The organism is Ascidiaceihabitans sp. (assembly GCF_039986515.1).
GTDB lineage: Bacteria > Pseudomonadota > Alphaproteobacteria > Rhodobacterales > Rhodobacteraceae > Ascidiaceihabitans.
The window spans coordinates 1,214,766-1,237,869 of sequence record NZ_JBDWQO010000007.1 but is presented as its reverse complement, the minus strand read 5'-3'; the positions used below and the strand labels follow the sequence as shown (position 1 = coordinate 1,237,869).

Annotated in this window: 19 protein-coding genes; 10 read left to right on the top strand and 9 right to left on the bottom strand. The window is 57.1% G+C overall.

Annotated elements, in window-relative coordinates; all coding sequences use genetic code 11:
- The first annotated feature begins 153 nt into the window (after nt 1-153).
- On the top strand, nt 154-597 hold the full coding sequence (locus ABJL60_RS08785; RefSeq protein WP_348373881.1) for a MarR family winged helix-turn-helix transcriptional regulator: 444 nt from the start codon (nt 154-156) through the stop codon (nt 595-597).
- A 39-nt stretch (nt 598-636) separates the two neighbouring features.
- On the opposite strand, the gene truA is transcribed toward ABJL60_RS08785, so the two are convergent.
- Nucleotides 637-1,410, bottom strand: coding sequence for a tRNA pseudouridine(38-40) synthase TruA (gene truA, locus ABJL60_RS08780; protein ID WP_348373880.1), 774 nt, complete (start codon nt 1,408-1,410; stop codon nt 637-639).
- Nucleotides 1,411-1,510: 100 nt separating this feature from the next.
- On the opposite strand from truA, the gene ABJL60_RS08775 reads away from it, so the two are divergent.
- From ABJL60_RS08775 to ileS, 5 genes are all read left to right on the top strand, one after another.
- Nucleotides 1,511-2,926, top strand: coding sequence for a YcjX family protein (locus ABJL60_RS08775; protein WP_348373879.1), 1,416 nt, complete (start codon nt 1,511-1,513; stop codon nt 2,924-2,926).
- Complete coding sequence (locus ABJL60_RS08770; RefSeq protein WP_348373878.1) at nt 2,923-3,369, top strand: GNAT family N-acetyltransferase; 447 nt, start codon at nt 2,923-2,925, stop codon at nt 3,367-3,369. Before ABJL60_RS08775 ends, ABJL60_RS08770 begins: the two co-directional genes overlap by 4 nt.
- Nucleotides 3,369-4,370 (top strand): TIGR01620 family protein, encoded by a 1,002-nt coding sequence (locus ABJL60_RS08765; protein WP_348373877.1) that lies wholly within the window; start codon nt 3,369-3,371, stop codon nt 4,368-4,370. Before ABJL60_RS08770 ends, ABJL60_RS08765 begins: the two co-directional genes overlap by 1 nt.
- Before the next feature lie 108 nt (nt 4,371-4,478).
- The gene (locus ABJL60_RS08760; protein WP_348373876.1) at nt 4,479-7,406 is read left to right on the top strand and encodes a DUF2339 domain-containing protein; all 2,928 of its coding nucleotides are present in this window, start codon (nt 4,479-4,481) and stop codon (nt 7,404-7,406) included.
- A gap of 284 nt (nt 7,407-7,690) precedes the next feature.
- Nucleotides 7,691-10,597, top strand: a complete 2,907-nt coding sequence (gene ileS / locus ABJL60_RS08755; RefSeq protein ID WP_348373875.1) for an isoleucine--tRNA ligase — start codon at nt 7,691-7,693, stop codon at nt 10,595-10,597.
- Nucleotides 10,598-10,633: 36 nt separating this feature from the next.
- On the opposite strand, the gene ABJL60_RS08750 is transcribed toward ileS, so the two are convergent.
- The 8 genes from ABJL60_RS08750 to ABJL60_RS08715 form a co-directional block, all read right to left on the bottom strand.
- Nucleotides 10,634-11,293: a YARHG domain-containing protein gene (locus ABJL60_RS08750; protein ID WP_348373874.1), complete on the bottom strand. Its 660-nt coding sequence runs from the start codon at nt 11,291-11,293 to the stop codon at nt 10,634-10,636.
- Between the two features lie 100 nt (nt 11,294-11,393).
- Nucleotides 11,394-11,867, bottom strand: coding sequence for a GNAT family N-acetyltransferase (locus ABJL60_RS08745; RefSeq protein ID WP_348373873.1), 474 nt, complete (start codon nt 11,865-11,867; stop codon nt 11,394-11,396).
- Nucleotides 11,864-13,684: a M3 family oligoendopeptidase gene (locus ABJL60_RS08740; RefSeq protein WP_348373872.1), complete on the bottom strand. Its 1,821-nt coding sequence runs from the start codon at nt 13,682-13,684 to the stop codon at nt 11,864-11,866. Before ABJL60_RS08740 ends, ABJL60_RS08745 begins: the two co-directional genes overlap by 4 nt.
- A 190-nt stretch (nt 13,685-13,874) precedes the next feature.
- Nucleotides 13,875-14,753, bottom strand: coding sequence for an amidohydrolase family protein (locus tag ABJL60_RS08735; RefSeq protein WP_348373871.1), 879 nt, complete (start codon nt 14,751-14,753; stop codon nt 13,875-13,877).
- Nucleotides 14,746-16,338, bottom strand: a complete 1,593-nt coding sequence (locus ABJL60_RS08730; RefSeq protein ID WP_348373870.1) for an ATP-dependent DNA ligase — start codon at nt 16,336-16,338, stop codon at nt 14,746-14,748. The genes ABJL60_RS08735 and ABJL60_RS08730 overlap by 8 nt, the downstream gene beginning before the upstream one ends.
- Nucleotides 16,335-17,357, bottom strand: a complete 1,023-nt coding sequence (locus ABJL60_RS08725) for a ligase-associated DNA damage response exonuclease (RefSeq protein WP_348373869.1) — start codon at nt 17,355-17,357, stop codon at nt 16,335-16,337. The genes ABJL60_RS08730 and ABJL60_RS08725 overlap by 4 nt, the downstream gene beginning before the upstream one ends.
- Before the next feature lie 69 nt (nt 17,358-17,426).
- Nucleotides 17,427-18,383, bottom strand: a complete 957-nt coding sequence (locus ABJL60_RS08720; RefSeq protein ID WP_348373868.1) for an alpha/beta hydrolase — start codon at nt 18,381-18,383, stop codon at nt 17,427-17,429.
- Between the two features lie 5 nt (nt 18,384-18,388).
- A complete protein-coding gene (locus tag ABJL60_RS08715; protein WP_348290430.1) occupies nt 18,389-18,679 on the bottom strand; it encodes an SCP2 sterol-binding domain-containing protein in 291 nt (96 codons plus the stop codon).
- An 83-nt stretch (nt 18,680-18,762) separates the two neighbouring features.
- On the opposite strand from ABJL60_RS08715, the gene ABJL60_RS08710 reads away from it, so the two are divergent.
- Genes ABJL60_RS08710 through fdxA form a run of 4 tightly spaced genes read left to right on the top strand, consistent with a single transcriptional unit; the run spans nt 18,763 to nt 22,992 of the window.
- Nucleotides 18,763-19,320 (top strand): tetratricopeptide repeat protein, encoded by a 558-nt coding sequence (locus ABJL60_RS08710; RefSeq protein ID WP_348290432.1) that lies wholly within the window; start codon nt 18,763-18,765, stop codon nt 19,318-19,320.
- 38 nt (nt 19,321-19,358) lie between these two features.
- Nucleotides 19,359-22,205 carry a helicase-related protein gene (locus ABJL60_RS08705; protein WP_348373867.1) on the top strand — a complete coding sequence of 949 codons (2,847 nt, stop codon included), beginning with the start codon at nt 19,359-19,361 and terminating at the stop codon, nt 22,203-22,205.
- The gene (locus ABJL60_RS08700; RefSeq protein ID WP_348290437.1) at nt 22,205-22,600 is read left to right on the top strand and encodes an RNA-binding S4 domain-containing protein; all 396 of its coding nucleotides are present in this window, start codon (nt 22,205-22,207) and stop codon (nt 22,598-22,600) included. Before ABJL60_RS08705 ends, ABJL60_RS08700 begins: the two co-directional genes overlap by 1 nt.
- 53 nt (nt 22,601-22,653) lie before the next feature.
- The gene (fdxA, locus tag ABJL60_RS08695) at nt 22,654-22,992 is read left to right on the top strand and encodes a ferredoxin FdxA (RefSeq protein WP_108827860.1); all 339 of its coding nucleotides are present in this window, start codon (nt 22,654-22,656) and stop codon (nt 22,990-22,992) included.
- Nucleotides 22,993-23,104: the final 112 nt, after the last annotated feature.

The window sequence follows — 23,104 nt, the reverse complement described above, 5'->3', positions numbered from 1 at the left end:
GTAACCTGCTGTTGTGCCTAGCGGCGAGGTGGCTTGTTGCAGGGCGCTGGGGGCAAAGCTGGTGGTCATGATGAAGATCCCTGGAAATGATTGACAAGGTTTCACATCGAATATTAGTTGTTTTTGTAACTAACAAGCGCCGAGATGAATAAAATGTCAGAAAATTCGGATGACTTGGGCTTCGATCTTGTCGACTTTATGCCTTACTTGTTGAATCAGGCGGCTGAGGCGACCAGCATAGAATTCCAACATTTTTACAAAGCCCGCTATGGAATGTTGCGGACCGAATGGCGGATTGTGTTTCACCTTGGCCGCTACGGTGCGATGACCGCCAAGGAAATTTGTAACCGCACCAACATGCACAAGACCAAAATCAGCCGCGGTGTCGGAGCATTGGAAAGCAAGCGCTACCTAAAGCGCGAAATTGACACCTCAGACCGACGTTTGGAAAAACTCAGTCTGACACCGCAAGGTGCGCGGGTGTTTGGGGAACTCAACAAAGCGGCACAAGATTTTAATGCTGATTTCGCGCGGTTATTCTCAGCTGAGGAAGGCGTTATACTGCGTCGCTGTTTGAAGCGGATCGCGGGGCTTTAAAGGCTGTTCCGCCCTGCGACAACAAACGTCAGCTTTGCTTTACGTGTCGGAAAATGGGTCTTGCGGATAGCGCACGGCCGCCAAATACAAACCTTGTGGCGGACAGACAGGGCCACAGGCCGCGCGGTCGCAGGCGGACAGGGCTTCGCCCACCCGTGCCGGTGCCCACGCACCCGCCCCAACACGTTCCAAAGTCCCCACAAAGCTGCGCACCTGATTGTGCAAAAATGACCGTGCGCGCACATGAAAATGCACTTCGGGTCCCCAGCGTGTGTCAACGGTTTCAATGCGCAAAGCATCCAAGGTTTTTACCGGGCTTTCGGCCTGACAAATGGACGACCGGAACGTCGTGAAATCATGATTGCCGATCAGGTGGTTCGCCCCGTCTTGCATCGATGCGGCGTCCAGCTGGTGCCCGATTTGCCACACAAGCCCCGCTTGATGGGTAGACGGTGCGCGGCGGCACAAAATGCGAAAGAAATACTGTCGCTCCAGCGCGGAAAAACGTGCGTGCCAATCCTCAGCCACCTGCGCACAGGCCACGATGGACACAGGCGCGGGTTTGAGATGAAAGTTCAACGCCCCGGCCAAACGGTCCGGATCCCAGTCTTTGTCCATATCGCAATGGGCCACTTGACCCAATCCGTGTACCCCTGCATCCGTGCGTCCCGCCGCGGCAATGGTATGGGCGCGGGGTTCCAGTTTCGCCAATGCGCTTTCGATCGCGCCCTGCACGGACGGGTGGTCTTTTTGGCGCTGCCAGCCTGCGAAGGGGGCGCCATGGTATTCAACTTTAAGGGCGTAACGGGGCATGCCCCGACCTAGCGCGGGGAAAAGCCTTACGCAATCCCCACTGGTAGCGGTCCCTTTGCAGCCCTATGTTGCGGTCAAAGGGCTAAAGAAAGAGTGCAGGGTGGTTATCACAGCAATCGCAGACGGGATTTGGCGCGGTGTCGAGACGGTGCAGGACACCGTCAACGAAACCCTGTTCGAGCCGGTGATCCGTTTGGGCGTCACAGGTCTTGCGCGGTCGGGCAAGACGGTGTTCATCACGTCGTTGGTGGCCAATCTGCTGGACAATGGCCGCATGCCACATTTGCTGGCTGCTGCGGAAGGGCGCATTGTGGCAAGCTTTTTGCAACCGCAGCCCGATGATACGGTGCCACGCTTTGCCTATGAGACATATTTGGGCGCTCTGACGTCCAAAACGCCAAGCTGGCCCGACAGCACGCGGGCGATAAGTGAATTGCGTGTTTCTTTGCGCATCAAGCCCAACGGTTTGTTGGCAGGATTGCAGGGGCCGCGCACGGTTCACCTTGATATTGTTGATTATCCCGGGGAATGGCTGCTGGATCTCGCGTTGCTGGATCTGAGTTACGCCCAATGGTCGGCCCAAGTGCTGGAACGGATCGAAAATCGCCCCCAAGCTGCTGCATTTCTGGCACAAGCCCAAGCCGTAGACGCGCAAGCTAAGCTGGAAGAGCCGCAGGCCCAAGGGCTGGCGACGGCCTTTGCCGCTTACCTGAATGCCGCGCGTGATGCCGGTTTTTATGACTGCACGCCGGGGCGATTTATTTTGCCCGGTGATCTGGCGGGCAGTCCTGTGCTGACCTTTGCGCCTTTGCCGGCGACCGACGCCAGCCCGCGCAGATCGCTGATCCGCGAGATGGAGCGGCGTTTTGAGGCATATAAATCCCAAGTCGTGCGCCCGTTCTTTCGGGATCATTTCAGCCGGATTGACCGTCAGGTCGTGCTGGTGGATGCGCTGGGCGCCATCCACAACGGCCCCCAAGCAGTGGAAGACATGCGCGGGGCCATGACAGATATTTTGTCGGCGTTCCGTCCAGGGCGTAATGCGTTTCTATCGAATTTACTGCGCGGAAAGCGGGTCGAGAAAATCCTGTTTGCGGCGACCAAAGCTGATCATTTGCACCACAGTCAGCACCCGCAATTGTCCGCAATCATGCAAGCCTTGATCCGCGATGCCCGTGATCGCGCACAGTTTGCAGGGGCAAAAACCGAAGCCATGGCGATTGCATCGTTGCGCGCCACCACCGAAGATACTGTGGCCCATGAGGGCGCTGATCTTGATGTTGTGCGCGGTATTTTGGAAAGCACAAGCAAGGCGGCGGCATTCTATCCGGGGGCCTTGCCGAATGATCCCAACCATCTTCTTGGCCCTGCACGCGATGGCGCAGAGGCGTGGTTGGATCAGGATTACCAAGTGATGCGTTTTGCGCCTGCGCCTTTGACGTTGCGCCCCGGCGACGGGCCGCCGCATCTGCGACTGGACCGCGCCGCGCAATTCCTGATTGGAGACAAATTGTGACCCCTCATCTGCGCAAGGCGCGATCCACCGATGCAGGTGCCGTGGGTGCCATCTTGTCCCAGTTCATTGATGAAACCCCTTGGATGCCGCGCCTCTACACGCGGGCTGAGGATTTGGCACATGCAGGGCGCATGATCGCCAATGACTGGGTAACGGTGGCGGAAGACACGCAAGGTGTGCAAGGGTTTGTGGCCCGCGACGGGTGCGAAATCCATTCTCTTTACATTGCGACATCGGCGCACCGGCAGGGCATAGGTACCTGTCTGTTAGACGGGGAAAAGGCGCAGTGTGACGTTTTGTATTTGTGGACGTTCCAAAGCAACCTGGGCGCACAGGACTTTTACAAAGCGGCGGGGTTTACAGAAATCGAACGCACAGACGGGTCAAACAACGACGAAGGTTTGCCCGACATCCGGTTGCAATGGACAAGAAAGGGCACGTGATGGCCAAAGGACCTGTTCTGATTGATCTTGAACCGGAAGACGCCGCACAAATAGATGTGGCAGCGGCCCCGCCTGTGCCGGATTTGGACGTGGCAGCGCCCAAAGGCCAAGCGATGCAAGTGGCCGCTAAGATCGCATCGGGCAAACCGTCACGGCTGGCGCGATTGTTTTGGTTTGTGACACTGACTTTGCTGGGTGGCATCGTATCGTTGTCTGCGTGGAACTTTGTGACGGATGTGATGGCAACGTACCCGTTGCTTGGGCTTGTCTTTTCAGGGTTGATGGCGCTGTTTGTGATCCTGCTTGCGCTGATGGCGGTGCGCGAACTTGCGGCTTTGGGTCGTTTGACCCGCATTGATGGGTTGCGGCACGCGACGCTGGAAGCCCGCGAAACCAAGGACTTGAAGGCGGCCCGTGCCACATCTGACCGTGTCTTGGCGCTGTACAAAGGGCGCGAAGACACGCGGTGGGGCAGGGAACGGGTGACACAGTTGCAGGGCGATCAACTTGATGCGTCGGGGCTGCTGGATCTTACAGAACGCGAAGTGCTGGCATCTTTGGATACCGCTGCAGCCCGCGAGGTGCAGGCCGCCGCACGCCAAGTGGCGACAGTGACAGCGCTTGTGCCATTGGCGCTGGCGGATGTTGTGGCAGCACTTACCGCAAATCTGCGCATGATCCGCCGCGTGGCGGAAGTTTACGGCGGGCGCTCTGGGCTGTTTGGCAGTTGGCGCTTGACCCGTGCAGTGATGACACATTTGGTGGCGACGGGGGCTGTGGCTGTGGGCGATGATATGCTTGAGCCTATCTTGGGCGGATCCATTTTGGGTAAGCTGTCGCGACGATTTGGCGAAGGCTTGGTCAATGGCGCGCTGACTGCGCGTGTCGGTGTCGCGGCCATTGAAGTCTGCCGCCCGATGGCATTCAATGCATTGGATCGCCCCAAGGCACGTGTGCTTGTCAAACAGGCGCTTGCAGGGCTGTTTAACAACGGAACCTGAAATCCAAGCCTGCGGGGGCTTTGTGCAAAAGGTCTGGAATTTCAGACTGTTTGCTGCCGTCGCTTCACGTTAACCTTGGCGTCGGGATGATTGCTTGGAGTGTGCACCTTGGAAGGTTTGTTAATTTTGCTCGGGTTGTTGGTTTTGGCCATCCCGATTGCGGTTTTATATCTTTTGGTCAGCCATTCAGGTTTGAAATCCCAAGTCGTTGAACTGCGACGCGAAATAGCGGTTCTGCGCCGCACAGGTGTGCCTGTGGCTTCCATCGAAGATGTGGCGCCGCGTGTTGATCCCGTTGTGTCAAAAGCCCCCGATGGCGCAGCGGACAGGGCCTCGAAACCGGACCTTACAGATGGGCAAGACGCTACAGATGTGGAACCTGTTGCGGCTGATGATGCGGATACGCCTGACCTTGCAGCACTTTCGGTATCCGACCAACCGGCAGAGCCTGCGTTGGAAGATCTGCCGCCCGCAGCCCGTGTGATTGCAGCCCGCAATGCTGCCCGCGCAGAACAGGTGTCCAAAGACACTCCGATGTCGTCCAACGCGTCCAGCGCCAGCCAAAAGCCCCCGACGCGTCCACAGTCGCCACCACCGTTGTCTCCGACAGACCCCCCGGTGTTTGATCGCTTTTTGGGATGGATCGTCGAAAATTGGTTTTACGCGATTTCGGCCTTGTCGCTGGCATTGGCCGGTTTGTTTTTGGTGCAATACGGCATGGAAAACGGGTTGTTGCCCCCCGCCGCGAGGGTCGCTGCGGCTTTGGTGTTCGGGGCCGCATTGATCGGGGCAGGGGAATTTATCCGCCGCCGCTTTGGCGAAGCAGAGGACAGCACAACGGCCTATCTTCCGTCGGTGTTTTCGGGCGCGGGTATCGTGTCGTTGTTCGGGGGCGTGTTGTCGGCGCGTATGCTATACGGTCTGATTGGCCCCGAAATGAGCCTGTTGGGCATGATTGTCGTGGCTTGCGTCGCATTGGTGTTGGGGTGGTTTCATGGCCCGCTTTTGGCGGCAGTTGGCATTATCGGCGCGTTTTCTGCCCCTGTGGTGTTGGGCGGGTCCAATTCGGATGCCAGCGCCCTGTATGTCTACTTTGGGATTGTCACAATTGTGGGCTTGGGCGTTGATACGCTGCGCCGATGGGCGTGGGTATCGGTTCTGACGGTTGTTTTGGCGTTCTTGGTTGGGTGGGCGCTATTCTTATCGGACAGTGGTTTGATTTTGGCGTTTCAGCTGTTTCTGGTTTTGCTGGCTGTCGTCGCAACTGCAATTCCCGCGCGTTCGTTGTTTCCCGATCATGGTGGTCTGATGGTAAGTGCTTTTGTCGCCAAGCCGCACAAAGACGTGCGGCCTATTTTCCCCACGCTTCTGGCGGTGTCTGTTTTGGCGGTTGCTGCTTGGTCGTTGGTGCCTTTGGCGTTGGACAGTGAAAGCGCGTTCTGGCTGTCTGCCGTCGCTTTGGCCGGTCTTACAGCGCTGTTTGTGGTGTGGTCTTTGCGCGCCCCCGCCTTGCAGGACGCCGCTGCGTTGCCGTTCGCGGCTTTTGCGGCTGTTGTTGTGATGCAGGGCGATTACCAAGATGCCTACCGCGTCTTTGCGGCGGCGGGCAATGCCGGACCAGAAACTCCCTTTCCGATGAGCGTTACCATATTGGTGGCGATTGCCGGGCTTTTGTCGGCCTTGGCTGCGTGGCGCAGTCTGAGCCGTGGGGATCATGGCGCAATATGGGCGGCGGCGGCGGCATTGGCGGCCCCTGTGATTGCTGTGCTGATTGAAATGACCTGGCGTCCGGCCGTGGTGATTGGCGCTTATCCTTGGGCTTTGCATGGTGCGGCCCTGGCGGTGCTGATGCTGTTCTGGGCCGAGCGGTTTGCGCGGATTGATGGCGCGCAAAACCGGTTGCGCATGTCCTTTTTCGTGTTGTCGATGTTGTCATGTATCAGCTTCGCGCTTGTGATGATTTTCTCGGAAGCGGCTTTGACGGCGGCCCTTGCTGTGACTGTCGTTGCCGCGGCTGCGATGGACAGGAAGTATGACCTGAAACCGATGTCCTATTACATCGCTGCAGGGGTTGTGACGATCGGCTACCGCTTGGTCGCGGATCCGGGTCTTGGTTGGGCTATCGACGCGCCTTTGGGGGCTATGTTGTTGTCCCATGGTGGCGCTGTTGTGGCGCTTGCAGCCAGTCTTTACCTGATGCGTGGCTTGGCCAATCGCATTACCGCAAAAGTGATGCTGGACAGCGCCTTGTGGTCGACAGGCGGCATTTTCGTGTCTGTGGTGTTGTTCCGCATACTTGAAGCCATCGCGGGCAGTGACGGATCTGAAAGCCATTGGGGCATAGGTTTGTATGTCACAATCTGGTTTGGCATCGCGTTGGCGCAAGCACAACGCCTGCAACTGCAAAGCCATCGCTGGCTGTGGATGATGCGCGTTGTTTTGGGCGGGGCGTTTGCAGCTTTGGGGGCTGTGTCGCTGTTTGCCATTGTTGGCCCATTGTCGCCGCTGTTTGATCGCGGCGCCCCCGAGGTCATTGGGTTGCCTATCTTCAATTCACTGATCATCGGGTATTTGTTGCCTGCAGCGGTACTGGCGCTTGGCGCTTGGCGTATTCCTACGTTGCCTGCGCAATTGGTGCTGGCCATGAAAGCGGTGGCTGCGGGTTTGGTTTTGTACTGGGTGTTTTGCGTCATTCGCGATTTCTGGCAGGGCGATCAAGGCCTGTATCTGGGCCGTGGCATGTCACAACCAGAACTATACAGCTACACCATCGCGCTTTTGGTGGCCGGGGCGGCCTTGTTCTATAATTCGCTGGCCCGCAATTCGGCTGTGATGCGCAAAGCGGGTCTGGGCGTCATTGCGGCGGCTGTCGCAAAGGTGTTTTTGGTCGACATCTCGGGGCTGGATGGGTTGACCCGCGTGTTTTCTTTGTTGGTGCTTGGTCTGTCTTTGGCGGGTCTTGCATGGCTGAACAAATGGGCACTAACGAAAGCGTCACAGGCTGCAGACCCCGAGCGCCCCTCTGATCCGTTGTGAAATGCCTGCGCTTTCGCGCAGACGTTATGTTTTGCGCGCAGTGCGCGCCCTGCGAGGCGCTGCCTAGCGCTCCGGGATATTTGGGGCGAAAAGAAGGGGGCGGGAAAGAACTCTGGGCTTGTGAGCCTTGTTTGCGCTGCTTATACAGCGCCTATGTTTGATCAAATGATCATTATGCGAATTATATCCCCGGCGCTCTGAACCATGAGACGCCGGGCCTTAGGTGCTTGAGCCATCGCACCGTTCCCCATCCCTGACATTCCCTGATCCGAAGGACGCCTGATATGTGCGCCGACACCCCCGAATATAAACAAACCCTGAACCTGCCCAAGACTGATTTCCCTATGCGTGCCGGTCTGCCCAAACGTGAACCTGAATGGTTGGCACGCTGGGCAGATATTGGGGTGTATGATCGCTTGCGTGAGAAGGGGGGCCGCAAGCCTTTCACCCTGCATGATGGCCCCCCCTATGCGAATGGTCATTTGCACATCGGTCATGCGTTAAACAAAACCATCAAGGACATGATCGTGCGCTCGCATCAGATGATGGGCTTTGATGCGCGATATATCCCCGGTTGGGATTGTCACGGCTTGCCCATCGAGTGGAAGATCGAGGAACAATACCGCAAGAAGGGCAAGAACAAGGATGCGGTGCCGATCAACGAATTTCGCGGTGAATGCCGTAAGTTTGCGGCAGGTTGGGTTGATATCCAACGCGAAGAATTCAAGCGTTTGGGCATCACCGGCAACTGGGAAAACCCCTATCTGACCATGGATTTCCACGCCGAACGCGTGATTGCCGAGGAGTTCATGAAGTTCTTGATGAACGGCACGCTGTATCAAGGGTCAAAGCCCGTGATGTGGTCGCCGATGGAGCAAACCGCCTTGGCCGAGGCGGAGGTTGAATACCATGACAAGGACAGCTTCACGATTTGGGTGAAATTCCAAGTTGTTGAAACTGGGGACGCGACGCTCGACAGTGCAAAGGTTGTGATCTGGACGACCACGCCATGGACAATTCCGTCCAACAAAGCGGTCGTTTACGGGCAAGATGTGGCTTATGGCCTGTACGAAGTCATCGGTCGGCCGGAAGAATGCTGGGCCAAAATCGGTGAGCGTTTCATCCTTGCAGATAAGATGGCGGCTGACGTTCTGGGCCGTGCGCGCTTGGACGACACGATGTATCGCCGTTTGTGCGATGTGACGCAGGACGATTTGGCCAAGATCACGCTGACCCACCCGCTGAACGGCGCAGACGGTAGCGAAGGAGAGTGGGATCAACCACGCGATTTCCGCGCCGCTGAGTTTGTCACCGACACCGAAGGCACAGGTTTTGTGCATTGTGCGCCCTCCCATGGGATGGAGGAATATGAGCTGTACCGCGATTTGGGCATGTTGTCTCAGGTCATCACCTACAACGTCAAAGACGATGGCGGTTTCCGCGATGATCTGCCGTTCTTTGGCGGCAAGTACATCCTGTCGCGCAAAGGCGGTGAAGGGGATGCCAACAAAGCCGTCATCGACAAGCTGGTCGAGGTTGGCGGTTTGCTCGCGCGGGGCAAGATCAAGCACAGCTATCCGCATTCCTGGCGCTCAAAAGCGCCTGTTATCTATCGCAACACGCCGCAGTGGTTTGCGGCGATTGATAAGCCTGTGGGCGATGGATTGGACACGCATGGCACAACGATCCGCGAACGTGCGCTGACCGAGATCGACAATGTGAACTGGACGCCGAAAGCGGGCCGCAACCGGCTACATTCGATGATGGAAGCGCGGCCTGACTGGGTTCTGTCGCGCCAACGCGCCTGGGGTGTGCCGCTGACTTGTTTCACCAAGAAAGGCGCGCTGCCGACGGCGGATGATTTTCTGTTGCGCAACGCCGACGTGAATGCCCGCATTGCCGAGGCCTTTGAAGTTGAAGGTGCCGATGCGTGGTATGCCGAAGGCGCGAAAGAACGCTTTCTGGGTGGTCTTGTGGATGTGGATGACTATAGCCAAGTCACGGATATTCTTGATGTTTGGTTCGATTCCGGATCAACCCATGCCTTTACCCTTCGTGATCGTGAAGATGGCACGGAAGATGGCATTGCAGATGTGTACATGGAAGGCACCGACCAACACCGTGGCTGGTTCCATTCGTCACTTTTGCAATCTGTGGGTACCACGGGGCGGGCCCCTTACCGCAATGTTGTGACACATGGGTTTACCTTGGATTCCAAGGGTTTGAAGATGTCCAAATCCATCGGCAACACCATCGTACCCGAGGAAGTTGTCAAGCAATACGGTGCGGACATCCTGCGTCTTTGGGTGGCGCAGACCGATTATACCGCGGATCAGCGGATCGGGCCTGAAATCCTGAAAGGGGTAGCAGACAGCTATCGCCGCTTGCGCAATACCATGCGCTATATGCTGGGATCGTTGAACGATTTCACGGAAAGCGACCGTGTGGATCCTGCCGATATGCCGGAGCTGGAGCAGTGGGTGCTGCACCGTTTGTCCGAGTTGGACGAGGTGGTGCGCACTGGCTATGCGGCGTTCGATTTTCAACGCGTGTTCTCGGCGGTGTTTACCTTTGCCACCGTAGACTTGTCGGCGTTTTATTTCGACGTGCGTAAGGATGCGCTTTATTGTGACGGCGACACAGTGCAGCGCCGCGCCGCACTGACTGTTCTGGACATTCTGTTTCACCGGCTGACCGCTTGGTTGGCACCCGTGTTGGTGTTCACCATGGAAGAGGTCTGGTTGGAACGGTATCCCGGCGCAGACAGTTCCGTGCATCTGACCGATATGCCCGAAACCCCCGAGGCGTGGCGCAATGAAGCTTTGGCCCAGAAATGGTCTGGAATTCGATCCGTGCGCCGTGTTGTGACGGCAGCTTTGGAGGTGCAGCGCACCGAGAAGGTGATCGGTGCGTCGTTGGAGGCGGGCCCAACTGTGTTCGTTGCGGATGATGCGCTGCGTGCAGCTTTGCAGGCGGAACGCTTTGATGACATTTGCATCACATCTTCAATCGAGGTCACAGACGGTGCGGCCCCCGAGGGTGCGTTTACCTTGCCCGACGTGGACGGTGTGTCTGTCGTGTTTGCCAAAGCGGAAGGCCAGAAATGTGCACGGTGCTGGAAGGTGTTGCCGGATGTCGGCAGCTTCACGCATGAGGCAGTGTGCGGGCGTTGTTCAGACGCATTAGGCTAGGCGCAAGCGGCGGCTTTGCTAAGCCGTCAGGCGGGACTATTGCTGGCAATACAGGTTCGTCGCGCCATTGTAGAAGGTGATATTCACCTCACAGTGGCGCGTCTGACTGCCCAGACTGAACCCGCCAGAGAAGCGCTTGACAGGGTTGTCGCCAAGATCATCAACTTCTGCCGTATAGCTGTATTTGTAATTGCCGCTAATGCAATTGCTGCCGTTGGCATAGAGAAAGGCCTGCGATCCGGACACGCTGACAGTCACATACCAAGGGGCTGACACTTGCAAATCATGGACGCTTTCCAACCGGCTTGCGATGTTGAAATAAATTTCTGCCTGCTGCCGACATGCAGGTTTGCGCGGCTGTGGCGCAGGTGTGCGCGATGAGGTTCCGGCCAATTGCGACGCGTAGTTCCGAACACCGCTGACGGACCAGCGTTTTTTCTGTGCAGCACATCCCAAAGCGGATTCGCGGCCTTTGATGCGGGCAACGCGGGATTTGTTTGAACTGCCAATGTTCGGGTTTTTGGTGAAACAGCCAGAGTTGCCAAAAACGCCTTGGCCCAATGCAGATCCAAAGCAGTACCCGGCGTTTTTGAAAATTGCATTTCGTTCAAGCCAAAGGGCCATGCATTCATTGGCCTTGGCAGGAAGGGCGGATGCCATAAGAACACTGACAAAAAGCGGTTTGAAATAAGACATCGAACACCCGAAATTGACTACACTTCCCTGAGCGTAAAAATCTATCTCGTCAAATGCAATGATTTCGTTTGGGTCTTTAAGATGAGGGGCTGTTTCAACTTTAGCATATGGAAAACTGCATGATGCGCTGTGGTCCGGCGTCGCCTTGGGGCCATGTGTCGCCGGTGTCGGTAAATCCACCCTTGATGTAGCTGCGAATGGCGGCCGGGTTGATCATATTTACCGTCAGCCACAACATCTTGGCGTTTGGATAGTGGGCGTTCAGGTAGGCGGGTAGGGCGCTGCATGCGGCGGCGCCTAACCCTTTGCCCTGGTGGTGCAGGTCAATAAGAAATGCGCGTAGTCCAACATCGCTTGGGCCTGCAAAGGCGTAGTTTTTGTGGTATCCGCGATCGATCTTGAAAAAGCCGACGGTGTCTGTGTCCACAGCGATGGCATGGAAATCGACCCGTGGTTCGGCTGCCGCGAAGGCCTCATGCACTGTGCCAGAAAATCGGATTTGGTCGGGGGCCACGCGCAGATGGGCAACGCGTGGCAGGTCATTGGACGTCAGAGGACAAAGGGTGACGTTCACTCTTCCATAGCTTCCAATTCGTCAATGAAGCCCGAGATCATCGACAGCCCTTTGTCCCAGAATTTCGGGTCTGAGGCATCAAGCCCGAAGGGGGCCAGAAGGTCCTTGTGGTGTTTGGAACCGCCTGCTTTGAGCATGTCGAAGTATTTGTCCTCAAACCCTGCGTCGCCCTCAGCGTAGACTGCATAAAGCGCGTTTACCAAGCCATCTCCGAAGGCGTAGGCGTAGACGTAGAAAGGCGAGTGGACGAAGTGCGGGATATAGGCCCAGAAGGTCTCATAGCCGTCCATGAATTCGAAGGCTGGCCCAAGGCTTTCGCCCTGCACCGACATCCAGATGTCGTTGATGTTTTCTGGCGTCAGCTCGCCCTGCGCACGCGCCGCATGCAGTTTGCATTCAAAATCGTAAAAGGCGATTTGACGCACAACGGTGTTGATCATGTCCTCGACTTTGCCAGCCAGCAGGACTTTGCGTTCAGACGTGGTTTTGGCATTGTCGAGCATGGTGCGGAAGGTCAGCATTTCGCCGAAAACAGATGCGGTTTCGGCCAATGTTAAAGGGGTCGAAGACAGCATTTCGCCTTGCCCCGCTGCCAGCACCTGATGCACGCCGTGGCCCAATTCGTGGGCCAGTGTCATCACATCGCGTGGTTTGCCCAGATAGTTGAGCATCACGTAAGGGTGCACGTCTGTTACGGTCGGGTGGGCGAAAGCCCCGGGCGCTTTGCCGGGTTTCACAGCCGCGTCGATCCACCCTTTGGAAAAGAACGGTTCCGCGATTTCACCCATACGCGGGTCAAAAGCGTTATAGGCGTCCATCACCATGGTTTCGGCCTGCGCCCAGTCCACGACGCGGGTGTCTTCCATGGGCAGGGGGGCGTTGCGGTCCCAAACCTGCATTTTGTCCAGCCCCAGCCATTTGCGTTTCAGCTCATAGTAGCGGTGGCTGAGTTTGGGGTAGGCGTTGACCACCGCGTTGCGCAGGGCCTCGACGACTTCGGGCTCGACATGGTTGCTGAGGTGCCGTCCGGTTTGGGCCGTCTCCATGCCGCGCCAGCGGTCGATGATTTCCTTTTCCTTGGCCTGTGTGTTGTGCACACGCGCAAAGGTTTTGATGTTCTTGCCAAAGACAGCAGCCAATTCGCGGCTGGCAGCCTCGCGGGTGGTGCGGTCGGGGTCGGTCAGCAGGTTTAGCGTGCCTTCGATGTTCAGCGCGTCGCCGTTAACCTCGAATTCAAGCCCGGCAATGGTTTCGTCGAACAGCCGTTCCCATGCGTCCCCGACCACGCCGAGGTCGTGCATGAATTTTTCCAGCTCGTCTGAAAGTTGGTATTTCTTCATGGCCCTGATGCGGTCAAAGACGGGTTTGTAGCGGGCGAGGTCCGCGTTTTCAGCTAGCAACCCTTCCATATGGCTGTCGTCCAGGCGGTTCAGTTCCAGCGTGAAAAAGACCAGCGGCGTGGTGTAGTTGGTGATTTTTTCTTGCGCGTCAGACATGAACTTTGCGCGACCCGCGTCCGTGGTAAGCTGGTAGTAGCGCAAGCCCGCGTAAGACATGATCCGGCCTGCGACCTGATTGATCTTTTCGTTGCGCAGCACGCAGTCCAACAGGCCAGCGGCGTCGAGTGTGTCCAATTTGCCTTCATAGTCTGTGGCGAATGAAGCACAGGCCTGTTCCAGCCAGTCCAGATCACGCTTCAGCTCGGGCGCATCTTCGCCGGTGTAAAGGTCATCAAGGTTCCATTCGGGCAAATTGCCCAGCGGTTCGCCCCCGGTGTCGGCATGTGCATCGCGAACGGGGAAGGACAGTTGGAACATTGAAGGAAACCTTTCTTTGGGGTCGACAACTGCGTGTACGAGCTGCCGTTTTTTTCAGATTTATAGGTATGAAGCCTATGGCGTTAGGGCAAGGTTAAAACGTAAGATTTGCGCGTGTCAGCTGCGTCGGCAGGGGCGCTGCCCCTCGCGCGTTCCGCGCACACCCCGGGATATTTTTGGCAAGAAGAAATCAATCTGCGAATTTGAAAAGTGCGTTTGGATTGTCCACGAAGATCTTTTGACGATCCTGTGTCGATGCGACGTTGTCGAGTGCGTCCAACAAGTTTGCGCCATTGGGCATGTCCGCGCCGTTGAGCATCAGGTGGGGCCAATCCGACCCCCACAGACAACGATCCGGATTTGTTTTGATCAATCGTTCTACCAGTTTGGCCGCCGCATCAAAGGGGGCGTCGCACATGCGGTAAAGCGCCGACAGTTTGATCCAGATCTTCCCGCTGTCCAGAAGGGCACAGAGCGTGTCGATGCCTTTTCCATTTGCGGCGAGCCCTTGTGTGGGCCATGTGATGTGATCGAAGACCACTGGCACAGGCAAGGATTTGATGTCTGCCGCCAAGGCGTCCATGTGCTGATCGGCATGGCAGAGCATTTGGATGTGCAGGCCCCGCTCGGCCAGTGCGGGCGCCATGGCTTTGGCCCCGTCCCACGTCAGCACGCCGCCATGCACATAGTTCAACCGCACGGCGCACATGTTCCATTCGGCGAATTGGCCGATTTGTGTTTCCGTCGCCCCGTCGGGCAGCAGGCCCACACCTTTGAAGTTGTTCCCCATGCGTCGCACAGCCTCGACCGTGACTGAATTGTCCGTGCCATAAAGGATCGAGTGCACGATTACGCCGCGCTCAAACCCCATTGTATCAAGGTGTTGCTGGTACAAGCTTAACCATTGGTTAAAGTTTGGTCCGGGGGCGGGGTTTTCAACGCGGCCCTCCCAAAGGGTAAAGTCATCGCGGCCTGCCACCAGATGCACATGGGCGTCACAGGCGCCTTTCGGCAACGGTATTTTGGGGGCCGTGGGTCGTGGCGGCATTTGTGCGTCGGGTTTATCCATAGGTCGCAAGCATCTCGTTCAAGTCATCCAGTGTGTTTGCTTCTTGCACAGGTTTGTCCTGCCGCCAACGCAGCATGCGTGGAAACCTGAGCGCGACCCCTGATTTGTGACGTGTGCTGGCTTGAATACCTTCAAAGGCGATTTCAAACACATGGTGCGGGGTCACTTGCCGCACAGGTCCAAAGCGTTGCAGCGTGTTCTTTTTGACCCAAGCGGTGATTTTGCGGAACTCGTCATCTTTGAGCCCCGAATAGGCTTTGGTGAATGGCACCAGTTCATTGCCGTTCCAGACCGCAAAGGTGTAATCCGTAAACAGATTGGCCCGTCGCCCGTGACCGGCCTGAGCATAAATCATCACGGCATCGATTGTCAGCGGGTCCAGCTTCCATTTCCACCAATCGCCTTTCTTGCGCCCGATCCTGTAGGGGCTGTCTTTGCGTTTCAGCATCAAGCCTTCTGCGCTGGCGGCACGCGCGTCGGCACGGATCGCGGCCAGATCATCCCAAGCGGCAAAGGGCACGGTGGGGGACAGGCGCACAGGTGCATCATCTGGCATGTCAGAGAGGGCGCGTTCCAAAATGTCGCGCCGCGTCGCCAAAGGGGTTTCGCGCAGATCCTTCCCGCCCCATTCCAGAACGTCATAGGCATATAAAACCACCGGTGCGTCCTGAAGCAGCTTTTTCGGGACGGCTTTGCGCCCGATGCGTTTTTGCAAGGCATTGAATGATTGCGGCCCACCTTCACCCCATACCAAAATTTCGCCGTCCAGCACGGTGCCCTGCGGCAGCAGATCAAGTGCGCGGGCCAATTCGGGAAAACGGTCGGTCATCAGTTCTTCACCACGCGACCACACGAAATACCGGTTGTCGCGCAAGATAAGCTGCCCGCGTATGCCATCCCATTTCCATTCGGCTTGCCAGTCGTCTGGTGGCCCCAAAGCCTGAGGACTGTCTTCCAGCCCATGGGCCAGATAAAATGGATACGGGCGCGAGGCATGTGCGCTGGCATCTTCTGCTTCGATCAAGGCGTGCCATGTGATCGTGTCTGGCGTCCAGTCGCCCATCAAGCGATGGGCCAATTCGGCCTCTGGCTTGTCGGTGGCCTGTGCCAATGCGCGGGTCATCAGTTTTTGACTGACACCAATCCGAAACCCGCCTGTGATCAGCTTGTTGAACAAAAATCTTTCCGTTGTCGGTAACCCGTCCCATGCGTCCAGAACCGTTTGCTTTTTGGCATCGTCTTCCGTGTCTTTCAGGTCACGCAAAATGGTGATCCATTCGGACAGAGATCGGTCAATAGTATGGGTGGCGGGGGGTAAAACCAGTGCGATGGTTTCGGCCAGATCGCCCACGACCGGATAGCATTCTTCAAAGAGCCACAGGGGTATGCCTGCACGCTCGGACGCCCATTCGCGCAGTTTGGTGGTGGTGACGGCGCGCTTTGGGCGGCGGCCGGAAAAGATCGCGATTGTCCAAAGGCGATCGGCGTCGCTGGCCTGTGTGAAGTACTGTGCCATGGCCGCAACCTTGGCGTTTGTTTTCGTGCTTTGGTCGATGGCGGAAAACAGGGTGGCAAACTGCTTCATGCTGCGTCTTCTTCTGCGGCGCTGGCATCAAGGCTTTCGCCTTCAAACTGTGTTGGGATCACTTGGGCGGTCCAACCGCTTTCATTCAAGTGACGTGTGAAGATGTCCGTGTAACCATGAGTTACATATATATTTTCTGCACCCGTTTGCTGGATGGCAGACAGCAACCCGTCCCAGTCAGCATGGTCCGAAATGACAAAACCACGGTCGCCCGAGCGTCGTCTGCGCACACCGCGCATGGCCATCCAGCCTGAGGCAAATGCGGTCTGCTGCGGTCCGAATTTTCGCGCCCAAGCACTGCCCAAAGCGGATGGCACCGTCAGCACCAGCGCACCGGGGTGCGCCTTGGGATCAAGGCTTGCATCGGTGCGGATCGTATCGGGCAAACGAATACCTTGCCCGCGCAAAATCTCATTGGTATTTTCAACCGCGGTGTGCGTCAAAATCGGGCCAATGTCGGGATCAAGCATGGACAGCAACCGCTGCGCTTTGCCCAATGCATAGGCCCCCAAAAACGCAGTTTGGCCTGCGTCGCGGCACGCGGCCCACCATGTGTTGATTTGGTCGGCAATTACGGCTTGGGGTTGCCAGCGAAACACTGGCAAACCAAAGGTACTTTCGGTGATGAAGTGATGGCATTTGACGGGGGCAAAAGGCGTGGACAGCCCGTCGTCTTCAACCTTGTAATCACCTGATGCGACCCAGATTTCGCCTTTCACTTCGACGCGGATTTGGGCGCTGCCGGGGACATGTCCGGCAGGATGGAAAGACACCGTGGCGTCGCCGATGCGCAGGGGCGTGTCGTAGGGCACTGTGTCGATCTTGATGTCGCCTAATCTGTGCCGCATAACGGGGGCTGCCAGATCGGTGCACAGATATGAGCCATGACCGGACCGCGCGTGGTCGGCGTGCCCATGCGTGATCAGGGCCCGCGCGACGGGCTTCCACGGGTCAATGTAGAAATCGCCCGCAGCGCAATAAATGCCACGGTCGGTGAAGGTCAGGGCCAATGGTTTCATGCCATTAAGTTAGCGTGGACAGGCAAGTTTTCTAGGGGATGTTTTGCGCAAGATCGTGGGGCGCAGGGGTCAGGTTGCGGGCGGCTTTACCGATCGAAATGTCTTTGCGATGCCGTCAAACACGCTGGCGCGCATTTGTGGCGTTTCCATCAAGACCTCATGTTCGCCGTTTTCGACCATCACAAGCGTGCCATTTTCCCAGCCTGCCATACGGTCCTCAATGCGCTGGACGTGTACGATACGTTCGTTTGTGCCAAGGAATGTGGCGCAAGTCAGGTTCGGTGCAGGCAATTTTGCAAGGTCCTGGGTTTCGAACAACGCTTTGCGCAGCCATGCGAAACTTGGCCCCCCCAATGCCAGACCGGGGTGCGCTGTCAGCTGGTCTTGCAGGCGCGTGTAGGTGTCGGGATCTGTGGTTAGTTTGTTGTCTTCGAAGGGCGCGATATGCACGTAGGGTTCGGGAAAGGTGGTCGGTGCGATCCGGTGATCCTGCCCCATAACAGGCATAGAATGCCCCAAAGCCCAAGCGAGGGGGCGCAAAAAGGGTGATATGCGGATGCCCCACATGGGGGCCGTAAACGCACAAGCCGCCACGTCCAAGCCGTTGTAGAGGGCGCGCAAACCGATGCACCCACCCATGGAGTGGCCCACCATGAAGTAGGGCTTGGGCAAATCAAGCTGGTCCAATGCGTCCATGATGGCCGCTACGTCTTTTTGGTAATCTTCAAAATCACCAACGTGACCAATGCGCGGATCATCCAGCATGCGGTCAGCCAAACCTTGGCCGCGCCAGTCGATGGCCACCGTTGCATAGCCGCGGGCCGCGAATTCGCACGCTGCAGGCCCGTATTTTTCGACGTATTCGGTGCGACCGGGAAACACCAGAATGGTGCCTTTGTTGGTCCCTTCGCGGTTCCATGCCCCGAAGCGCAGGCGCAAACCGTCTTCGGTGTGCACCCAAAACGCAGCTCCGCTTGGGGGACCTGCACAAACGTCGGTGAACAGGGGGGCAATGGAAAGGGACATATCGTTTATGCCAAAGAAGAGGCCAAAGACATTGCCATGCCCATGTCGCCGTCGACCTTCAGCTTGCCTGTCATAAAGGCGCTTGTCGGGTTTGTGTCGCCGGACATGATGCCTTGAAAGGTTTCGACGTCTGCCGTCATGGTCACGTCGGCGTCTTCATCACCGGCACGCGCCCCGTTCGAATCGATAATGACCGATCCTTCGCCTTCGATCTCGAATTTTGCTGTGCCGGAAAAACCGTCACCACCAAGTTTTTCGTTCAATGCTTCAACAGCTTGGGAGACTACGTCGCTCATTTTTAATGCCCTTTTGGCCTGATTGTGATGTGCGGCGGGAAAGGATCACTGGAAATGTCCAAGCCGCCTGTTACATTGATAGTATGGGCATCATTACACGCAATCTCAAACCTATCGTTGCGGCAACCGCAATTGTAGTCAGTTTTTCCTTACCCCTCGGCGCGGAAGGGACTGTTCCCGATCTGTTGGGCCAGCTGAAAACGGCTGACGCCACGCAGGCCAAACAGGTGGAACGCGCCCTTGAATTGGCATGGTCCAAATCGGGCTCTACTGCGCTGGATTTGCTGCTGCGCCGGGGCCGTGATGCGATGGAATCGCAAGACTACACGGCCGCGATTGAGCACTTTACTGCACTTGTGGACCACGCCCCCGAGTTTGCCGAAGGCTACCATGGGCGGGCGACCGCCTATTTCCAGTCCGGCAAATACGGCCCCGCGATTGTCGATCTGCAAAAGGTTTTGCAGTTCAACCCCGACAACTACAACGCGATCTTCGGGTTGGGCGTTATTTTCAGCGAATTTGACGATCTGTACCGGGCCGAACAAGCCTTTCAAGCTGTTTTGGACTTGCATCCCAATCATCAAAACGCCACCGATGCGCTAAAGCGTCTGGAGCGTGAAGGCATTGGGCGTACGCTTTAACGCCCACCGCTTGGGACGAAGGCGAAGGGGATGAACTTGTGACCACCCAAGGGCGTGTTGTGGCCGTGCTCGGCCCCACCAACACTGGCAAAACCACATATGCAATCGAACGCATGCTGGCACACCGTACTGGTGTGATCGGTCTGCCGCTGCGTTTGTTGGCGCGCGAAGTCTATGACCGCATCGTGGCGTTGCGGGGGCCGTCTGTTGTGGCGTTGGTGACTGGCGAAGAACGGATTGTGCCGCCACGCACCCAATATTGGGTCTGCACCGTTGAGGCGATGCCGGACGGTATGGGCGCCGATTTTTTAGCCATCGACGAAATTCAACTTTGTGCTGATCCAGAACGCGGGCATGTCTTCACCGACCGGTTGCTGCGGGCCAGAGGCCAGCACGAGACGCTATTTTTGGGCTCTGACACGATGCGCGGCGCCATTGCGGACCTTGTGCCACACGCACAATTCCTGCGCCGCGACAGAATGAGCGAACTGACCTATACTGGTCAGAAAAAGATAAGCCGAATGAAGCCTCGTTCGGCAATCGTAGGGTTTTCGGTTGAAAATGTGTACGCTATTGCCGAATTGATCCGCCGCCAAAAGGGCGGTGCAGCCGTTGTGATGGGGGCCCTGAGCCCACGCACCCGCAATGCGCAGGTCGATATGTATCAAAACGGCGAAGTCGACTATCTGGTGGCCACAGACGCCATCGGAATGGGCCTTAATCTGGATGTGGATCACATCGCATTCTCCGCCACGACCAAATTTGACGGTCGCCGCATGCGCCCCTTGGCCCCGAACGAGCTTGCGCAAATTGCGGGCCGTGCCGGGCGCGGATTGAAAAACGGCACATTTGGTGTGACGGGGGATGCGCGGCCTTTGGACGATGGCATGGCACAAGCGATCATGGACCACCGCTTTACGCCACAATCCAAATTGAACTACCGCAATCATGCCCTGAAATTCGGATCTATTGATCATTTGGTCCGGTCGCTGGAAGCGCCAGCCGATCATGAACGGCTGGTCAAAGCACGCGAAGCGGATGATCTGAAAACGCTAAAAACCCTTGCCGAAATCACCGAAGTCGCAGCGCGTGCGTCTGACGGGCCATCTATCAAACTGCTGTGGGATGTCTGCCGTATCCCCGACTTTCGGGGCATCAGCCACGGTGAACACAGCGATTTGGCGGCGACCATCTTCAACTACCTCCACCAAAGCGGAACGTTGCCCAATGACTGGCTTGCGCGTCAGATCAAGCGCATCGACCGCAGCGACGGGGACATTGATGCGCTTAGCAAAAGATTGGCGTTTATCCGCACATGGACCTATGTCGCACAGCGAAAAGGGTGGACGGACGACGAAAGCCATTGGCGCGGCGAGACACGTGTCGTAGAAGACAGACTGTCGGACGCGCTGCACGAGCGTTTGACCCAAAGATTTGTAGACCGGCGCACATCCGTGCTTTTGCGCCGGTTGGGACAGAAGGAAGCCATAGTGGCAGACGTAAACGACGCTGGTGAAGTGACCATTGAGGGCGAATTTGTAGGCAAGCTGGACGGGTTCCGCTTTAGCCAGGACAAAGGCGCAGGGGCGGCTGAGGCCAAAACGATCAAAACGGCATCGCTGCAAGCGTTGGCACCGCATTTCCATCTGCGGGCGGATCGTTTCTACAATGCTCCCGACACCGAGATTGATTTCACCGAACAAGGTGGCCTCATGTGGGGCAAAGATGCTGTGGGCAAGCTTGTGGCTGGCGCCGATGCGATGAAGCCTCAGGTTGAGGTGTTTGTCGACGACGTCGCAGGTCCTGATGTGACCCAGAAGGTGCAGCGCCGTTTGCAGCATTTCATCGACCGCAAGGTTGCGGCCCTGTTTGAACCGCTTTTGAACTTAAGCCGTGACGAAGAATTGACGGGGCTGGCCCGTGGTTTCGCCTTTCAGATGGTCGAGGGTCTGGGCGTTCTGCCCCGTACGACTGTGGCCGATGACGTCAAGGCACTGGATCAAGACGCCCGTAGTGCGCTGCGCAAGCACGGCATTCGCTTTGGTCAGTTCACCATTTTCATGCCTTTGGTGCTGAAACCCGCACCAACTCGCCTGCGTCTGGTGCTTTGGTCTTTGCACAAAGGCTTGGACATCTTCCCGGAATCGCCGCCCCCCGGATTGGTGACAATCCCGGTTGAAGCGGGCGCTGCCGCAGGGTCCGATACCATGTCAGGATACCGCAATGCTGGCACGCGTGCCATTCGCATCGATATGCTGGAACGTCTGGCAGACATGCTGCGGTCAGAGGATTCGCGCGGCGGCTTTGAAGCCAAAGCAGACATGTTGTCTATCACGGGCATGACGTTGGAACAGTTTTCCGACCTTATGGCCGGATTGGGCTACAAGGCGGAAAAAGGCGAGCGCGAGAAAATCAAAGCCGTTGATGCTGCGATAGCCGCACCTGTGACACCGGCCGAAGCAGACGCGCAAGCGCCTGAATCCGCGCCTGTGGATCAGATTGCCGATGAGGGTACAGCCCCCATCGCGGCGGAACCTGCCGAAGATCCCGAGGTGGCCGCCGCCATCCCCGATGCCGCCGCTGCCAAGGCGGAAATTGGCGCGCCTGCAGATGCCGGTGCCGCCCCGGAGATGGAAGTGTTCTATACCTTCACATGGGGCCGCCAGCCCGCACGTGGTGGCAACCGTCCGCAGCAACGTCAGGGCGACAAACCCCAAGGCAAAGGCCGTGGCAAACCGCAAGGCAAAGGTGGCCCACGCGGTAAGGGCAAGCCGGGTGGCAAAGCGCAGCAATCTTTCTCGGCACGTCCGCCCAAGAAGGAAAAAGCCATCGACCCCGACAACCCGTTTGCAGCGGCCTTGATGGGCCTCAAAAACAACAAGTGATGGATCAAGCGCGCGAAAAGCTACGGCTGGACAAATGGCTGTGGTTCGCGCGCTTTTTCAAAACCCGTTCGCTTGCGGCCAGCAAGGTTGGGGCAGGGGCCATTCGTGTCAACGCCGAACCCGTCACCAAGCGCGCCACGACCATATCACCGGGCGACGTTTTGACCTTTGTGATTGGCAAAAACGTCAAGGTGATCCAGATCGACGCCTTGGGCACACGGCGTGGTCCAGCCCCCGAAGCGCAAGATCTGTACACCGACCTGTCCCCGCCACCGCCCAAGCCCGAGGACAAACCACCCGAAAATCCGGGCTATGAGGGAAAAGGTCGCCCAACAAAACGTGATCGCCGTAAAGCGGACCTTTTGAAATCTCAGACCTTTGACCGTCTTGAATGATTGCGCCATTTCATTTAGCGACTGTCTAACATTTGATACATGAGTGAGCCTTCATGACCTATATCGTCAACGACAGCTGCATTGCCTGCAAATACACCGACTGCGTCGAAGTCTGTCCTGTGGACTGCTTCTATGAGGGCGAAAACATGTTGGTCATTCATCCCGATGAATGCATCGACTGCGGTGTGTGTGAACCCGAGTGCCCGGCGGATGCGATCCGTCCCGACACAGAGCCTGACATGGAGAAATGGGTTGAGTTCAACCGCAAGTACTCCGAGATGTGGCCGGTCATCATCACCAAGAAAGACCCGTTGCCCGACGCTGAAGAGCGTGACGGCGAACAAGGCAAGCTTGAGAAGTACTTTTCAGAAACACCCGGCGAGGGTGGATAACCGAATCACCTGAAGTTTGCGGCGGTGGCGGGCAAAACAGCCAATAACGCGCTGAAAATGATCCGATTTTTCTAAATTTGGCGAAAGTTAACCTCAGGTCAGCTTTCGTTAG

Excerpts from the sequence above, each read along its gene's own strand:
- ABJL60_RS08785 (WP_348373881.1), top strand. The coding sequence starts at position 154 with ATGTCAGAAAATTCGGATGACTTGGGCTTCGATCTTGTCGACTTTATG.
- truA (WP_348373880.1), bottom strand. The coding sequence starts at position 1,410 with ATGCCCCGTTACGCCCTTAAAGTTGAATACCATGGCGCCCCCTTCGCA.
- ABJL60_RS08765 (WP_348373877.1), top strand. The coding sequence starts at position 3,369 with ATGGCCAAAGGACCTGTTCTGATTGATCTTGAACCGGAAGACGCCGCA.
- ileS (WP_348373875.1), top strand. The coding sequence starts at position 7,691 with ATGTGCGCCGACACCCCCGAATATAAACAAACCCTGAACCTGCCCAAG.
- ABJL60_RS08750 (WP_348373874.1), bottom strand. The coding sequence starts at position 11,293 with ATGTCTTATTTCAAACCGCTTTTTGTCAGTGTTCTTATGGCATCCGCC.
- ABJL60_RS08740 (WP_348373872.1), bottom strand. The coding sequence starts at position 13,684 with ATGTTCCAACTGTCCTTCCCCGTTCGCGATGCACATGCCGACACCGGG.
- ABJL60_RS08735 (WP_348373871.1), bottom strand. The coding sequence starts at position 14,753 with ATGGATAAACCCGACGCACAAATGCCGCCACGACCCACGGCCCCCAAA.
- ABJL60_RS08730 (WP_348373870.1), bottom strand. The coding sequence starts at position 16,338 with ATGAAGCAGTTTGCCACCCTGTTTTCCGCCATCGACCAAAGCACGAAA.
- ABJL60_RS08725 (WP_348373869.1), bottom strand. The coding sequence starts at position 17,357 with ATGAAACCATTGGCCCTGACCTTCACCGACCGTGGCATTTATTGCGCT.
- ABJL60_RS08720 (WP_348373868.1), bottom strand. The coding sequence starts at position 18,383 with ATGTCCCTTTCCATTGCCCCCCTGTTCACCGACGTTTGTGCAGGTCCC.
- ABJL60_RS08715 (WP_348290430.1), bottom strand. The coding sequence starts at position 18,679 with ATGAGCGACGTAGTCTCCCAAGCTGTTGAAGCATTGAACGAAAAACTT.
- ABJL60_RS08710 (WP_348290432.1), top strand. The coding sequence starts at position 18,763 with ATGGGCATCATTACACGCAATCTCAAACCTATCGTTGCGGCAACCGCA.
- ABJL60_RS08700 (WP_348290437.1), top strand. The coding sequence starts at position 22,205 with ATGGATCAAGCGCGCGAAAAGCTACGGCTGGACAAATGGCTGTGGTTC.
- fdxA (WP_108827860.1), top strand. The coding sequence starts at position 22,654 with ATGACCTATATCGTCAACGACAGCTGCATTGCCTGCAAATACACCGAC.